This window comes from Bradyrhizobium sp. UFLA05-125 (assembly GCF_059803515.1).
Map to the genome: position 1 here is coordinate 25,456 of NZ_JBANBJ010000029.1, position 14,582 is coordinate 40,037.

At 65.4% G+C, this 14,582-nt stretch carries 11 protein-coding genes; 4 read left to right on the forward strand and 7 right to left on the reverse strand.

Annotated elements, in window-relative coordinates; genetic code table 11:
- Window positions 1-3: 3 nt before the first annotated feature.
- The 6 genes from gudD to SO156_RS23995 form a co-directional block, all read right to left on the reverse strand.
- On the reverse strand, window positions 4-1,371 hold the full coding sequence (gene gudD, locus SO156_RS23970) for a glucarate dehydratase (protein WP_498536461.1): 1,368 nt from the start codon (window positions 1,369-1,371) through the stop codon (window positions 4-6).
- Window positions 1,372-1,398: 27 nt separating this feature from the next.
- Window positions 1,399-2,343, reverse strand: coding sequence for a 5-dehydro-4-deoxyglucarate dehydratase (gene kdgD, locus SO156_RS23975; RefSeq protein WP_498536462.1), 945 nt, complete (start codon window positions 2,341-2,343; stop codon window positions 1,399-1,401).
- Between the two features lie 189 nt (window positions 2,344-2,532).
- Window positions 2,533-3,438: a LysR family transcriptional regulator gene (locus tag SO156_RS23980; protein WP_458147078.1), complete on the reverse strand. Its 906-nt coding sequence runs from the start codon at window positions 3,436-3,438 to the stop codon at window positions 2,533-2,535.
- Window positions 3,439-3,563: 125 nt separating this feature from the next.
- Window positions 3,564-4,916: an MFS transporter gene (locus tag SO156_RS23985; protein ID WP_498536463.1), complete on the reverse strand. Its 1,353-nt coding sequence runs from the start codon at window positions 4,914-4,916 to the stop codon at window positions 3,564-3,566.
- A gap of 252 nt (window positions 4,917-5,168) precedes the next feature.
- A complete protein-coding gene (locus tag SO156_RS23990; RefSeq protein ID WP_498536464.1) occupies window positions 5,169-7,115 on the reverse strand; it encodes an SGNH/GDSL hydrolase family protein in 1,947 nt (648 codons plus the stop codon).
- A gap of 118 nt (window positions 7,116-7,233) precedes the next feature.
- Window positions 7,234-8,316, reverse strand: a complete 1,083-nt coding sequence (locus tag SO156_RS23995) for a lysylphosphatidylglycerol synthase transmembrane domain-containing protein (RefSeq protein ID WP_458147075.1) — start codon at window positions 8,314-8,316, stop codon at window positions 7,234-7,236.
- A gap of 442 nt (window positions 8,317-8,758) precedes the next feature.
- Between SO156_RS23995 and SO156_RS24000 the strand changes: the two genes are divergently transcribed.
- The 3 genes from SO156_RS24000 (at window position 8,759) to SO156_RS24010 (ending at window position 13,456) form a co-directional block, all read left to right on the forward strand.
- On the forward strand, window positions 8,759-9,265 hold the full coding sequence (locus tag SO156_RS24000; RefSeq protein ID WP_458147074.1) for a YciE/YciF ferroxidase family protein: 507 nt from the start codon (window positions 8,759-8,761) through the stop codon (window positions 9,263-9,265).
- A 275-nt stretch (window positions 9,266-9,540) separates the two neighbouring features.
- Window positions 9,541-10,938, forward strand: a complete 1,398-nt coding sequence (locus SO156_RS24005) for an MFS transporter (RefSeq protein WP_498536465.1) — start codon at window positions 9,541-9,543, stop codon at window positions 10,936-10,938.
- Window positions 10,939-11,059: 121 nt separating this feature from the next.
- Window positions 11,060-13,456, forward strand: coding sequence for a putative bifunctional diguanylate cyclase/phosphodiesterase (locus SO156_RS24010; protein ID WP_498536466.1), 2,397 nt, complete (start codon window positions 11,060-11,062; stop codon window positions 13,454-13,456).
- A 3-nt stretch (window positions 13,457-13,459) separates the two neighbouring features.
- On the opposite strand, the gene SO156_RS24015 is transcribed toward SO156_RS24010, so the two are convergent.
- Window positions 13,460-13,894 (reverse strand): hypothetical protein, encoded by a 435-nt coding sequence (locus tag SO156_RS24015; RefSeq protein ID WP_458147071.1) that lies wholly within the window; start codon window positions 13,892-13,894, stop codon window positions 13,460-13,462.
- Between the two features lie 76 nt (window positions 13,895-13,970).
- On the opposite strand from SO156_RS24015, the gene SO156_RS24020 reads away from it, so the two are divergent.
- Complete coding sequence (locus SO156_RS24020) at window positions 13,971-14,573, forward strand: hypothetical protein (protein ID WP_458147070.1); 603 nt, start codon at window positions 13,971-13,973, stop codon at window positions 14,571-14,573.
- Window positions 14,574-14,582 lie beyond the last annotated feature (9 nt).

Genomic DNA, 14,582 nt, shown 5'->3' on the forward strand with positions numbered 1-14,582 from the left:
TTTTTAGCGCACGAGGCAAGGACGCTTGTCGTCGAAGGTCCAGCCGGGGATCAGGTACTGCATGGCAATAGCGTCATCCCGGGCACCAAGTCCATGCTGCTTGTAAAGGCCATGCGCGGCTTCGATGGCTGCCCGGTCGATTTCGATGCCCAGGCCCGGTTTGTCGGGTATCGCGATCTTGCCGCCCTTGATCTGGAGCGGCTCCTTGGTGAGCGCCTGGCCGTCCTGCCAGATCCAGTGGGTGTCGATCGCGGTGACTTTGCCGGGGGCCGCGGCGCCGACATGGGTGAACATGGCGAGCGAGATGTCAAAATGGTTGTTGGAGTGCGAGCCCCAGGTCAGGCCGTTGTCGCGGCAGGTCTGGGCGACGCGCACCGAGCCTTGCATGGTCCAGAAGTGGGGGTCGGCGAGGGGAATGTCGACCGCGCCGAGTCTCAATGCGTGAGACAGCTGGCGCCAGTCGGTGGCGATCATGTTGGTCGCGGTCGGCAGCCCGGTGGCGCGGCGGAACTCGGCCATGATCTCGCGGCCGGAGAAGCCGGCTTCGGCGCCGCAGGGGTCCTCGGCATAGGCGAGGATGCCGTGCATGTCCTTGCAGAGGCTGACAGCCTCATCGAGCGACCAGGCGCCGTTCGGATCGAGCGTGACGCGCGCATTGGGAAAACGCTTGGCGATCGCAGTGACGGCCTCGATCTCCTGCTCGCCGCGCAAGACGCCGCCCTTCAGCTTGAAATCGGCAAAGCCATAGTGATCGTGGGTCGCTTCCGCGAGGCGAACGACGGTCTCCGGCGTCATCGCTTCCTGATGGCGCAGGTTGAACCATTCCGGTTTGCCGGTCTCGCCCTCGACATAAGCGAGACTCGTCTTGCGGCGGTCGCCGACGAAGAAGAGATAGCCGAGCGTCTCGACGCTCTTGCGCTGCTGGCCGTCACCGAGCAGGGCTGCGACGGGCAAGCCGAGGTGCTGGCCGAGCAGATCGAGCAGCGCGGATTCCACCGCGGTCACAGCGTGGATCATCACACGCAGGTCAAATGTCTGCTTGCCGCGGCCGCCGGCATCGCGGTCGGCAAAGGCGGTGCGGATGTCGGCGAGGATGTTGTTCAGCGCGCCAACGGTCTTGCCGATCACCAGGTCGCGGGCGTCTTCAAGCGTCTTGCGGATCTTCTCGCCGCCCGGCACCTCGCCGACGCCGGTGTGACCGGAGTTGTCGGTGAGGATGACGATGTTGCGGGTAAAGAACGGCGCGTGCGCGCCGCTCAAGTTGAGGAGCATGCCGTCGCGGCCGGCGACCGGGATCACCTGCATCGACGTGACGATTGGTGCGCCGGCGACTGACGCGCTGGCGACTGGCGCGCCGGAAACTTCGACCATCGGCAGCTCCTCCCTTTTTTCGTTTCGTTATTCTGCCGCCTGTCGTGCCGATTGCGCGGCGGGCAGCTTTTGCACGAGCGCAGTGAGTTCCGCGATCTCCTGCTCAGTGAGGTCGGTGAGCGGCGGGCGGACAGGACCGGAGTCGCGGCCGATCACCTTCATGCCCGCCTTGATGATCGAGACTGCATAGCCTTTCTTGCGGTTGCGGATCGTGATCAGCGGCAGGATGAAGTTCTTCAGGCCCGCGTGAATGGCCTCGTGATCGCGCTTGCGCACGGCGGCGTAGAACTTGGTTGCGAACTCCGGCACGAAGTTGAACACGGCCGACGAGTAGGTCGTCACGCCCATGTCGAGATAGGGCAGGGCAAAGGTCTCGGCCGTGGGCAGGCCGCCGATATAGGTCAGGCGATCGCCGAGCTTGGTGTAGACGCGGGTCATCAGCTCGATGTCGCCGATGCCGTCCTTGTAGCCGACGAGGTTCGGGCAGCGCTCGGCGAGGCGCGCGAGCGTGTCGGGCTGGAGGATGGCGTTGTCGCGGTTGTAGACGATGACGCCGATCTTCACGGCGGCGCAGACCGCCTCGACGTGGGCGGCGAGGCCCTCCTGCTCGGAATGGGTGAGATAGGGCGGCAGCAGGAGCAGGCCGTCGGCGCCGGCCTTTTCAGCGCCGATCGCGATCTCGCGCGCGGTCGCAGTGCCATAGCCGGTGCCAGCCAGCACGGGCACGCGGCCCTTGGTCTCGTCGACGGCGACCTTGACCACTTGCGGAACCTCGGTCGGCGTCAGCGAGAAGAATTCGCCGGTGCCGCCGGCAGCGAACAGGCCGGCGACGTCATAGCCGCACAGCCAGTCCATGTTGGCTCGGTAGGTTGCCTCGTCGAAGGAGTAGTCAGCCTTGAACGGCGTGACGGGGAAGGACAGGAGGCCGGAGCCGATCTTCTGGGCCATCTCCTGCGGGGTCATCTTGCTCACGGGCGCTGCTCCCTCTGGGTTTTGAATGCGGCGCGCGGGCCTGCGCACCGGATGTTCTGGGGGGACGCGCGATGTGGCGTCCGATGTCCTGGAGGATGCGCGACAAGCGCGCGTCCATGGGCCAATACTTAAGAGACCGTTCGATGCGCGTCCAAGCCAAAGCCTATATCGAATGATGCGTATTCAGCATCAATCTTCCATGGTCTCCGCAGCGGCCAATTCGCCCGCGATTTTCACCAGCGCGGACAGCAGCGGGTTCTCGTCCTCGCGCCGCCAGACCATGAAGAGCTCGACCGGAACGCGCGTGCGCAGTTTGAGCGGCCGCAGGCGGACGTCGGAGATCTTCAGGCTCGCGGCCGCCGCCGGCACGATGGCAAGCCCGAGCCCGCCGCGCACCATGGCGAGGATCGAGTGGATCTGGCTCAAATGCTGGACATAACGCGGCAGCACGTCGGCGCGGGTGAAGAGCGCGACCAGAAGGTCGTGGAAGTAACGGCTCTCATAGGGCGAATACATTACGAAGGGCTGGTCGTCGAAATCCTTGATGGTGACGGACTCGGCGTTCGCCAGCGGGTGCTTTTTCGGGATCGCGGCGAGCAGGGGCTCGGCAACGACGCGGCGGCTGGCAAGCTCCGGCCGCGCGATCGGCGGCCGCAACAGGCCGGCATCGATCTGGCCCGAAGCGAGCGCCTCGAACTGGTCGCCAGAGACCATCTCCTTCAGCGAGAAATCGACCTCGGGCAGTTTTGCGCGGCAGGCGGCGACGAGTTCGGGCAGGAAGCCGTAAGCGGCCGCGGCCGTGAAACCGATCTTGAGCGAGCCGGTCTTGCCGAGCGCGATGCGGCGTGCGACCTGCGAGGCGCTCTCTGCGAGCTTCAGGATGCGGCGGGCTTCGGGCAGGAAGCTGCGCCCGGCCGGCGTCAGCCGCACCGAGCGGCTGGTGCGCTCCAGCAGCGGCGCATCGATGATGTGCTCCAGAACCTGGATCTGCCGGGACAGCGGAGGCTGGGTCATGTTGAGCCGCGCGGCGGCGCGGCCGAAATGCAATTCCTCCGCCACGGTCACGAAGCAGCGGAGCTGGTTGAGGTCGAACATCGATACTTGCCTTGGATGGATAAGGCGTTTCCTTGGCACTTCTAGCATCGATGACCTCCGAAACAAAGACGGCGGCCATGAAGCCGCCGCAAGTTGCCTGGTCCGCTCCGATTTTGCCGGAGCGCTCAGGAGGAACGCTTGAGCACCACCCGCTGGATCTGGCCGACGACGACGAGGTAGGCGATCGCGGCGACCAGCGCGTTGACGCCGACGAAGACGAGGGCGCCGTTGAACGAGCCGGTCGCGGCCACGATGTAGCCGATCACGATCGGGGTGGTGATCGAGGAGAGGTTGCCGAAGGTGTTGAAAAGGCCGCCGGAGACGCCGCCGGCTTCCTTGGGCGAGGTGTCGGAGACGACCGCCCAGCCGAGCGCGCCGATGCCCTTGCCGAAGAAGGCGAGCGCCATGAAGCCGACCACTAGCGCCTGCCCGTCGACATAGTTGCAGCCGATGATCGCCATCGACAGCAGCATGCCGCCGACGATCGGGATCTTGCGGGCCATGGTCAGCGAGCCCGTCTTGCGCAGGATCGCGTCCGAGATGATGCCGCCGAGCACGCCGCCGACGAAGCCGCACAAGGCCGGAAGGGTCGCGACGAAGCCCGCCTGCAGGATCGACAGGCCGCGCTCCTTGACGAGGTACACGGGGAACCAGGTCAGGAAGAAATAGGTCAGCGTGTTGATGCAGTACTGGCCGAGATACACGCCGAGCATCATGCGGTTGGAGAGAAGCTGGCGGATGTGGTCCCATTTCGGGCCTGAGTCCGGCGCGCGCTCATCCTTCAGGTCGTCCTTGGGCGCGTCGAGATCGACCAGCGCGCCGCCTTCCTTGATGTAGTCGAACTCGGCCTCGTTGATCGAGGGGTGTTCCTTTGGACCGTAGATGGTCTTGATCCAAACGAGGCCCATGATGACGCCGAGCGCGCCCATCACGAAGAACACGTAGCGCCAGCCGTAATCATGGGCGATCCAGCCCATCAGCGGCGCGAAGATCACGGTCGCAAAGTACTGCCCGGAATTGAAGAAGGCCGACGCGGTGCCGCGCTCATTGCCCGGGAACCAGGCCGCGACGATGCGGGCGTTGGCGGGGAAGGAGGGCGCCTCCGCAATGCCGACCAGGAAGCGCAGCGCGAACAGCATGGTGACCGCGGTGCCGGCGCCGAGGAAGCCGACCCAGCCTTGCATCAGCGTGAACAGCGACCAGACGATGATGCTGAAGGCATAGACGATGCGCGAGCCGTAGCGGTCGAGCAGCCAGCCGCCCGGCACCTGGGCGATCACATAGGACCATCCGAAGGCCGAGAAGATGTAGCCCATGGCGATGGGATCGAGATGCAGTTCCTTGGCAAGCGCGGGGCCGGCGATCGATAGCGTGGCACGGTCGGCATAATTGACCGTGGTGACTAGGAACAGCATGGTCACGATAAACAGCCTGACGCGAGACCTCTTCACGTCCGCTGCGGACACCACTGCGCTCATGCGCGCGCCTCCTCAGAATAAATGTTTCCTCAGGGAGGACTCCTAGAGGGGCGCGCAGGAAAGTGTCCAAGTTGAAGGGAGTATCGATTGATACCGTTTTTGGATTGATGGAACGGCAGGGGGAAGAACGTCACTTTCGCGGGCCGCTGTCATTCCCCCCGGAAGCGGGGAATCCAGTGCGCCGCGGCCTCTAGAATACTGGATCGTCCGCTTCCGCGGACGATGACACCGAGAGTGTGCTTGCAGCGCGGTCTACTGGCGCAGGCCCGGCAGCAGCGGTGCCAGCAGGCCGCGGGTGAAGCCGGGCGGCACGGCGTCGAGGCCGAGCACCGTGCTTGCGGCAGGCAGGGCCGCGTCCGCCATCGCGGCGTGGCCTTCGGCAGACGGGTGTACGGCGCCGCCATAGACGGCGGAGAGCACGCCCCAGGCGGCGTCGTGAATGTCGTTCGGCTGGCTCGCGGCGGGCAATCCTTGCGGATAGGTCATCGCCGCGAAATAGCTGTCATTGGCGTCGCGGATCCAGCGGGCACGCGGCAGATAGGCGCGATATTCGGAGGCGCCGCGGCCGCAGAGCATCGGTTGGCTCGCGGCGGTGACGATGTCGGGGTTAAAACTCTGGCCGTTCTCCGCAAAGCAGGTGCGGTCGAATTCGGGATCGGTGCCGGCATGCGCGCAGAAACCGTGGTCGGCGAACACTCCCTGATGCGTATCGACGAAGGTCATGCGGTCGGATTCGGGATCGCGGCACAGCGCGCCTTGCGTGCAGGTCGCGAGCCCCTTGAGCTGCGGCAGGAATTCGGTGTCGACATAGGTCGAGACCCGGGCAAGCCGCTGCGGATCGGCGTTGAAGGCCGGATGGATGTCGAAGCCGGCGCGGCCGCCGCGACAGGGTACGCCGCCGTCTGCGAGCGCCGGATTGGCGTAGGAGACATAGACGACGTGCGAGAGGTCGCCGTCGACCAGCGGCTTCAGGGCCTCGCGCAACCTGACGAAATTCCTGGGCAGCTCGCGCGCGAGCGCATCGCGTGAGTCGTCGACGCTAGCCATCACGCCGGAGCGGGTGAACAGCGCGCGTTCGGTTGCGGTGTCCACGATCACGTCAGCGACGAGCCCGGAGAAATAGACGTCGTTGGCGCCGATCGAAAGCAGCACGAGGTCGAGCTTGCGGTCCGGCTGGCGTTTTTTGGCCGCAGCGACCGCCTCGCGCAGCTCGGCCACTTGCGCATTGACGCTGGTCTGGCAGGTGCCGCTTTTGCCGGGCGGGCATTCGCGCGCACGCTGCGAGCCGAGCAGCCCGTCACTGATGCTCGCGCCGGTGCAGGCGAGCGGCAGATAGGTCACGGCGATGTGTGGATAGCGGACCGCAAGCGCGAGCGCGGTGCGGCTCTGGTAGCTGTAGAGCGAGCGATGGCAGGCGGCGTTGAACCAGAGTGCGTTGTAGCGCTGCCAGTTGGCGAGCGTGTCCGGCGCCTCGCAGGCTCGCCCGCCCTTGAAACCGGCGCGGCTCGGCCGGTAGTACTGTCCGCCGGAGGTGCCGAGATAGGAGCGGAAGCAGAAACCGTCGTCGGACAGCGCGATGGGGCGGTCCGGATTGCCTTCGCCGGAGGCGATGCTGTCTCCTAAACCCGCAATGAAGATGTCGCGGACCTGGATCTCGGTCTGGATGCGCTGGGTCGGGTCGGAGCCCGAGGAGACGTCGACGGTCGCCACCGTCTGCCTGCCATAGCGAACGCGCAGGTTCACCGGTTCGGCGCAGTCGAAGGTCGAGGCCTGCGGCCCGTCGCCGTCGTCGAACGACCAGGCGCAGGTGGCCCCGACCGGCACGGCGCCGGTCAGGCGCACGGTCACCGGGTGGTCGATCGGGGTGATGTAGTTCTCTTTGACGTTGTCGCGGGTGCAGGGCTGGTTGACCCGGCCCTGGAGGTCGATGCAGAGGCGGTTGACCATGTTGCGGGCCCAGCCGCGGCCCTCGCTTTGCATCTCCAGCGACTGCTCGGTCGCGAGAATGCTGCGGTTGCGAGCGTTCTCGACATGGAGCAGGAAGTCGCGCTCCTCGCGGAACAGCCGGAAGCGGTTGCGCACCTCCCAGGTGATCTGCAAGCTGCCGTCCTGTGCGGCAGCGCGTTCAGGCGGCAGAGCGCCGAATATCCCGACAAGCAGGGCGCCGGCGAGGAAGGTGCGGAGATTGGCTCGGATCATGGCCCGCGCTTTCAACGTCAAAGTTGAGGCGGAAATAAGAGAGGCTTTCTCGACCTACCTTCGACGTTTGTCTGACCAGTTTAGCTCTTGCCGTCCGGGGGTGCCGCCGCCCACCGTCTCAGCGCTTGCTGGCCTGCCGCAGCGACCGTTCGCGCTCCATCTGCGTCACCTGCTTGGGCAGGTTGGCCTGCGCGCAGGCTTCCGCCAGCCTGCGGCGTTCCTGCCAGGGCTCCACGACGTTCATCCAAAGCTCGCGCGCTCCCATGATGGAAATGGCGAGGCCGAACGGGATCATGAAATAGAGGATGCGGAAGACCAGGAGGGTCGCCAGGAGCTGCTCGCGGCCGAACTCGGGGAGCGCCAGCAGCATGGCGGCGTCGAACACGCCGATGCTCCCGGGGGCGTGGCTGGCAAAGCCGAGCAGCGTCGCCAGGATGAACACCACAGCCAGCGACATGAAATCGATCGGCGGGGTGGACGGCACCAGGAGGTACATCGCCATCGCGCAGAAGCCGAGATCGACCACGCCGATCAGGATCTGTACCAGCGTCAGCGGCGCCGACGGCAGCACGACCTTCCAGCCCTTCTGACCGAGCTCCCGGCGCTTCTCTCCCATTGATAGCCAAACGAGATAGGCGGCGATCGAGGCAAGGCCGCCAAGGGCGATCAGGCGGTTGATCGCTGAGGGGAGCTGGTCCATCGCAGAGGCGGCATCGGGGTGGATCGCCATGCCGATCGAGAGCACGAAGATGTTACCGAGCCAGAAGGTGAGGCCAGAGAGGAAGCAGATTTTTGCGACGTCAATCGCGTTGAGCCCGTAGTCCGAATAGATCCGGAAGCGGATCGCCCCGCCGGTGAACACGGTCGCGCCGATGTTGTGGCCGATCGAATAGGAGGTGAAGCTGGACAGCGCTGCGATGCGGTAGGGGACGTGTTTCTTGCCAATCGTTCGCAGTGCAAAGAAGTCGTAGAAGGTCAGCGTACAGAAGGCGAAAAAGACGCAGAGCGCCGCAAGGCCGATATTGCCGCGGGGAATCTCGGTTAACGCGGTCAGAATGACGCCGGTGTCGATGCCCTTGAGGGTGCGCACCAGCGTGGTGATCGCGAAGGCGATGATCATGACGCTCGCGGCAATGCCGAGCCGTCGCCAGCCGATCCATCTCTTGAAGCCGCGTTTCAGCGCGGGCAGCACGTCCTGCATTCATCCTCCCGGCGGGGCACACTTAACCATACAGCCTACCCAATTGAGCTGCGAGCCAATTGAGCTGCGAGCCAATCGAGTGCGATCGCAGCCTGAAGGTTGGCACTGATCGCAAGGCATATCCTAGTTCCTTAAGGCAAAAACAGCGGTTTGTGCAGCCCTTGACAACGGAAGGTTCTGCGCTGGGACAGCCCTTTTTGTCATACGTCCTACACATTGCGGCGCGTTAAGGATTGCGAGTCGCGGCATTGCCGTATCATTGCCCGTATTTTGCCAAACCGCAGCGCGGTTCGCCTTGTTCCAGCGCAAGGTGTCCGATCTCTTCGGAACGTCCCTCATGCGTGCCGGTTAGCGGTGCATCAGCAACCGAACACCGCGCATAAAGCGGCCTGCACATGCAGGCCGGCGCCGCTCTGTTCCCGAATGTGCAAGGATTGGAACGATGGGACTGTTCACCAAGGACATCAAGACCATGAACGACCTGTTCGTGCATCAATTGCAGGACATCTATTACGCCGAGCAGCAGCTCACCAAGGCGTTGCCGAAAATGGCAAATAAGGCGACCGATCCGCAGTTGAAGCAGGGCTTTTTGACGCACCTCGAGGAAACCAAGCAGCACGTGAAACGGCTGGAGGAGGTGTTCAAGATGCACGGCGTCGAGGTGAAGGCGGTCGATTGCCCGGCGATCGACGGCATCATCGAGGAGGCCGATGACACTGCCGGCGAAGTCGCCGACAAGGCGGTGCTCGATGCGGCCCTCATCAACGCCGCGCAGGCCGCCGAGCACTACGAGATCGTCCGCTACGGCAGTCTGATCGCCTGGGCCAAGCAGCTCGGCCGCAACGATTGCGCGACGGTACTCGCCAAGACGCTCGAGGAGGAGAAGGCGACCGACAAGAAGCTGACCTCGATCGCCGAGACCAAGGTGAACCTGCGCGCTGCGAGCTGAGTGGGGCTTCCTGAGACGCGCGGCGCGATAGTCGTGCGCGCTTTTCTAAGATGTCATCCGCCGCGAAAGCGGGGGATCCAGTACGCCGCGGCCTCTACGTATTCGTCACCGTCTCTGGAATACTGGATCGCCCGCCTTCGCGGGCGATGACACCGGAGAGGTGGCGAGTTCGTTCCTCAAGCGAATAGTTCAGCATCCATAATTCGACTTTTATCGAATCATGCTTGGGGTTGGGCCATGTAGTCTTCGCATGGGGCTGCAATCGGGATGGCAACATGCGCACCAATATCGCCACCAATATCGACTATGGGTCCTCGGGAAGCGCGCCGCGCTCGCGCCTTGCCACCTCGCTGACGCTCGCCGCGATGAGTCTCGGCTATGGCGTGGTGCAGCTCGACGTCACCATCGTCAACACCGCGCTTCATGCGATGGGCACCGCGCTTGGCGGCGGGGTCGCCGAACTGCAATGGGTGGTGAGCGCCTACACCATCGCCTTTGCCGCCTTCATCCTGACCGCTGGCGCGCTCGGTGATCGCATCGGCGCCAAGCGCGTCTTCATGGCGGGTTTCGCCCTCTTCACCGCGGCCTCGCTCGCCTGCGCGCTGTCGCCGAACGCCGTCGTCTTGATCGGCGCGCGTTTGATCCAGGGATTGGCGGCGGCGATCCTGGTGCCGAATTCGCTGGCGCTGCTCAACCACGCTTATCCGGACGAGAAGCAGCGCGGCCGCGCTGTCGCAGTCTGGGCCGCAGGCGCCAGCCTCACCTTGACCGCGGGGCCGTTCGTCGGCGGCGGCCTGATCACGCTGGTTGGCTGGCGGGCGATTTTCCTGGTCAACCTGCCGATAGGCCTTGTCGGCCTCTGGCTGACCTGGCGCTATACCGATGAGACCCCGCGCTCGCTCGCGCGCGAGGTCGATCTGCCCGGCCAGTGCGCGGCGATCGGTGCATTGGGCGCGCTTGCCGGCGCAATCATCGAAGGCGGCGCGATCGGCTGGGCGCATCCTGCCGTGATCGCAGCCTTCGTCGCGGCCACTGTCCTCGCCACGCTGTTCGTCTGGCGGGAGCAGCGCGCGGCGCAGCCGATGCTACCGCTGTCGCTGTTTGGCCACCGCATGTTCGCGCTGACCTCGCTCGTAGGCCTGCTCGTGAACGTTGCGATCTACGGCCTGATCTTCGTGCTCAGCCTCTACTTCCAGGAGGTCAACGGGCTGTCGGCCTGGTGGACCGGGCTTGCCTTCGTCCCGATGATGGGCGCGGTGCTGCCGGTGAACTTGCTGGCGCCGCGCATTTCCGAGCGCATTGGAGCTTGCAGGACCATGATCGTGGGTGCGTGCGTCTCGGCGCTGGGCTGCCTCGGCATGCTCGGCATGGTTCCTGACACGAGCTACTGGGCGATCGCCGTGCAGATGATCGCGATCAGCGGCGGTCTCGGCCTTTTGGTGCCGCCCCTGACCTCGACGCTGCTCGGCAGCGTCGAGAGGGCCCGCTCAGGCATCGCGGCCGGCGTGCTCAATGCGACCCGGCAGACCGGCAGCGTGCTCGGCGTTGCGCTGTTCGGTTCGCTGGTTGCGGGGAACTTCATGACCGGCCTGCACGTGTCGCTGATCATCGCGGCAGCGGTCCTGCTGCTTGCCGCGACGGCGATCTGGCGTAGCGCGCCAGCCGATGGTTAACCCTGAGTATGCTGCCCTGCGCTCACAGCTTTCGTTCACCATGAGCCGAACCTGCATGTAGCCGGTTACCGACTGTCCACCTCTCGTCCCTTTAGTGCAGGTACCGAAAATGGACCTGCATATGTACCAAGTTCTCTATTGCCTGACGGATGAGCATGACTGGGGTTTGGTCGCGCTGGGCGGCGCGGTCTGCCTGCTCGCCAGCGCGGCGGCGATCAGCCTGTTCCATCGGGCGCGCGCCACACAGGGGTCTGCGCGTTTGGTCTGGCTTGCGCTCGATGCCGTCGTCAGCGGTTGCGGCATCTGGGCGACGCATTTCATCGCGATGCTGGCTTACGGTCCAGGCGCCGGTGCGGCCTACAACATTCCGGTGACGGTCCTGTCGCTGGTCTTCGCGATCTCCGTGACCTTCGTGGGCCTGAGCATCGCGGTATCATCGACGCGCAGGCCCTGGATTCTCCTCGGCGGTGCCATCGTCGGCGGCGGCGTCGCGGCCATGCACTATACCGGCATGGCGGCGCTGGAGATGCCCGCGCGCATCGGCTGGGTGAGCGGCACGGTGACGGCTTCGATCCTGTTCGGAATCGTGTTCGGCGCGGCTGCCATCTATGTCGCAGCGCGGCGCGATGACCTTTCGCATGCCGTGACTGCTACCGGCATGCTCACGCTCGCCATCGTCTCGCATCATTTCACGGCGATGGGGGCCGTCGAGCTGACGCCGGATCCGACGCTCGCGATCAGCGGGCTGTCGATCGCGCCGGCGACGCTCTCCCTGCTCACCGCGAGCGCCGCAGCCGCCATCATCGCCATCGCGCTCGTGGCCGCAATCCTCGACCGCCGCGCCAAGGGCCAATTGGGGCGCCAGCAGGTCGTGCTCGACACCGCGCTCGAGAACATGTCGCAGGGGCTGTGCATGTTCGACCGCGACGGCAAGATTCTCCTGTTCAACGAGCGCTACGCCGCGATGTTGCGCCGGACCGACATGCAGCTCTCCGGCCGCCTGCTGCTCGAGGTGCTGCGCGAAGAGCAGGCGCGGGGACACTGGCAGGGCGATCCGGACCAGTTCTTCGCGCAGCTCGTCGCCGACGCTCGCGACAGCCGCACCACGACCACGATCGTCAGCAGGTTCAACCGCTCGATCCGTGTCGTCAACCAGCCGATGCAAGGGGGCGGCTGGGTCGCGACCTTCGAGGACATCACCGAATGGCTGGCGGCTCAGGAGAAGATCTCTCACATGGCGCGTCACGACGCGCTGACGAATCTGCCGAACCGCGTGCTGTTCCACGAGCAGCTCGAGCAGGGCCTGCGCCTCGCCAGGCCCGGCGACCAGCTCGCGGTGTTGTGCCTCGATCTCGATCACTTCAAGGACATCAATGATTCGCTCGGGCATCCGATCGGCGACGCGCTGCTTAAAGAGGTCGGCCGCAGATTAGCTGCCTGTGTCGGAGAGAGAGACACCGTGGCGCGGCTCGGCGGTGACGAGTTCGCCGTGGTCCAGCTCGGTAAGGAGGAGGCGGCGGCCACCGCGCTCGCCGGACGTCTGGTCGAGGTGATTTCCGCGCCCTATGAGATCGCCGACCATCAGATCATCATCGGCGTCTCGATCGGCATCTCGCTGTCGCCGCAGGATGGCAGCAATCCGGACGCGCTGTTGAAGAACGCGGACCTCGCGCTGTACCGCGCCAAGGCCGACGGCCGCGGCACCTATCGGTTCTTCGAGACCGGCATGGATGCCCGCGCGCAGGCGCGGCGGTTGCTCGAAATGGACCTGCGGGCGGCGCTGGGCAGGAGCGAGTTCGAGGTCCACTACCAGCCGATTCGCGACGTTGCCAGGGACCGCGTCGTCGCCTTCGAGGCGCTGAGCCGATGGAATCACCCGCAGCGCGGCCTGATTTCGCCGGCCGCCTTCATTCCGCTTGCGGAAGAGACCGGCCTGATCGTGCAGCTCGGCGAGCAGGTGCTGCGCAACGCCTGCGCCGATGCGGCCACCTGGCCCGAGGAGATCGGCGTCGCCGTCAACCTCTCGCCGGTGCAGTTCAAGAACCCGAACCTGGTCGCCTCGGTGACCGAGGCGCTGGTCGCCTCGGGGCTCGCTGCCGAGCGCCTCGAACTCGAGATCACTGAATCCGTGCTGCTCCAGAACAGCGAGGCGACGCTCGCGATCCTGCACGAGCTGCGCGCGCAGGGCGTGCGGATATCGCTCGACGATTTCGGCACCGGCTATTCCTCGCTCAGCTACTTGCGCAGCTTCCCCTTCGACAAGATCAAGATCGACCGCTCCTTCGTATCCGAGCTCTCGACGCGCGAAGATTCCATGGCAATCGTCCGTGCCGTCACCGGCCTCGGACGCAGCCTCGGGATCGCGACCACGGCGGAGGGGGTCGAGAACGATGCGCAGCTCGAGCTCTTGCGGCGCGAGGGCTGCACCCAGGCGCAAGGCTATCTGTTCAGCGCGCCGCGGCCAGCGTCCGAGGTTGCGATGATGCTGGCAAAGCCCCGCCTGCGCGCCTCTGCCTGAACGTCAGGCCTTGCGAAGTGCGAAATGCGCGCCGCAGAATGCCATCACTGCGCCGAGGCACAGTGCGGCGAGGCCTGCCAGCACGCCGGAGATGGTCGGGATCGGGCTTGGTGCGGCGGCCGCCTGTCCGGCGCCGGCGAGCAAGAGCACGCCGACTGCGATCAGGAATTGCCGCATCCTTCGCGGGATCTGGCCCGAGACGGCGCTCTGCATCAGCGTCGCGGTAAAGTAGCCTCCCGAAAAGCCGACGGTGGCGATCAGCCACCACGCGATCGCCGCACCGGCCGGCATGAACTCACGCGTGTCCGAGCGCCAAAGCCCGCCGAGGTCGAGCCCGTAGCGCGCGCCCAGCATGTGCACCGCGAGCGCTAGCAGCACGCCCGAGATCAGCGCAGCGCCGAGAATCAGGTGACGGGGAAAAAAGATCGTCTCAGCCATGCTTGGTTTGTAGAATGGGTGAGGGCGGTCGTGCAAGCCGATCAGGCAGCGTGCGGAGTTGATAGGGTCGATCGAGATGTCCGAGCTGCAGGAGGCCGCTGCGCAAGCCACGAGCGAGCAGATCACGAGCTACGCCTATAAGGCGTCGCTGATCGGCTCGGCGCACCGCTTCGAGCTGACGGATGAGGGTCTGTCGTGGCGCATCGCCGGCCGTTCCGGCCTGTGGCGCTATGGCGAGATCTCGGCGATCCGGCTGTCTTACCGGCCCGTCTCGATGCAGCAGCACCGGTTTCGCGCCGATATCCGCCATGCGGATGGCGGCCGCATCGCGATCCTGTCGACGACCTGGCAGACCGCGGCACTGATGACGGCGCAGGATCATGGCTTTCGCGATTTCATCGTCGCGCTGCATGAGCACATGGCGAAGGCGGGCAGTCTAGCGAGGCTGACCGCGGGCCTTGGGTGCGCCGCCTACACGGTGGCGCTCGCGCTGCTCGCGCTGCTGGCGGTGGCGATGGCCGGGCTTCTGATCCGCGCGATCACGACCGGCGAATGGACGGGCGCGCTGTTCATCATCGGCTTCGCCGCCCTGTTTACCTGGCAGATCGGCGGCTTCATCCGCCGCAACCAGCCGCGCAGCTACAGCTTTGACCGGTTGCCAGAGGCGCTGCTGCCATAGGGATGGCTG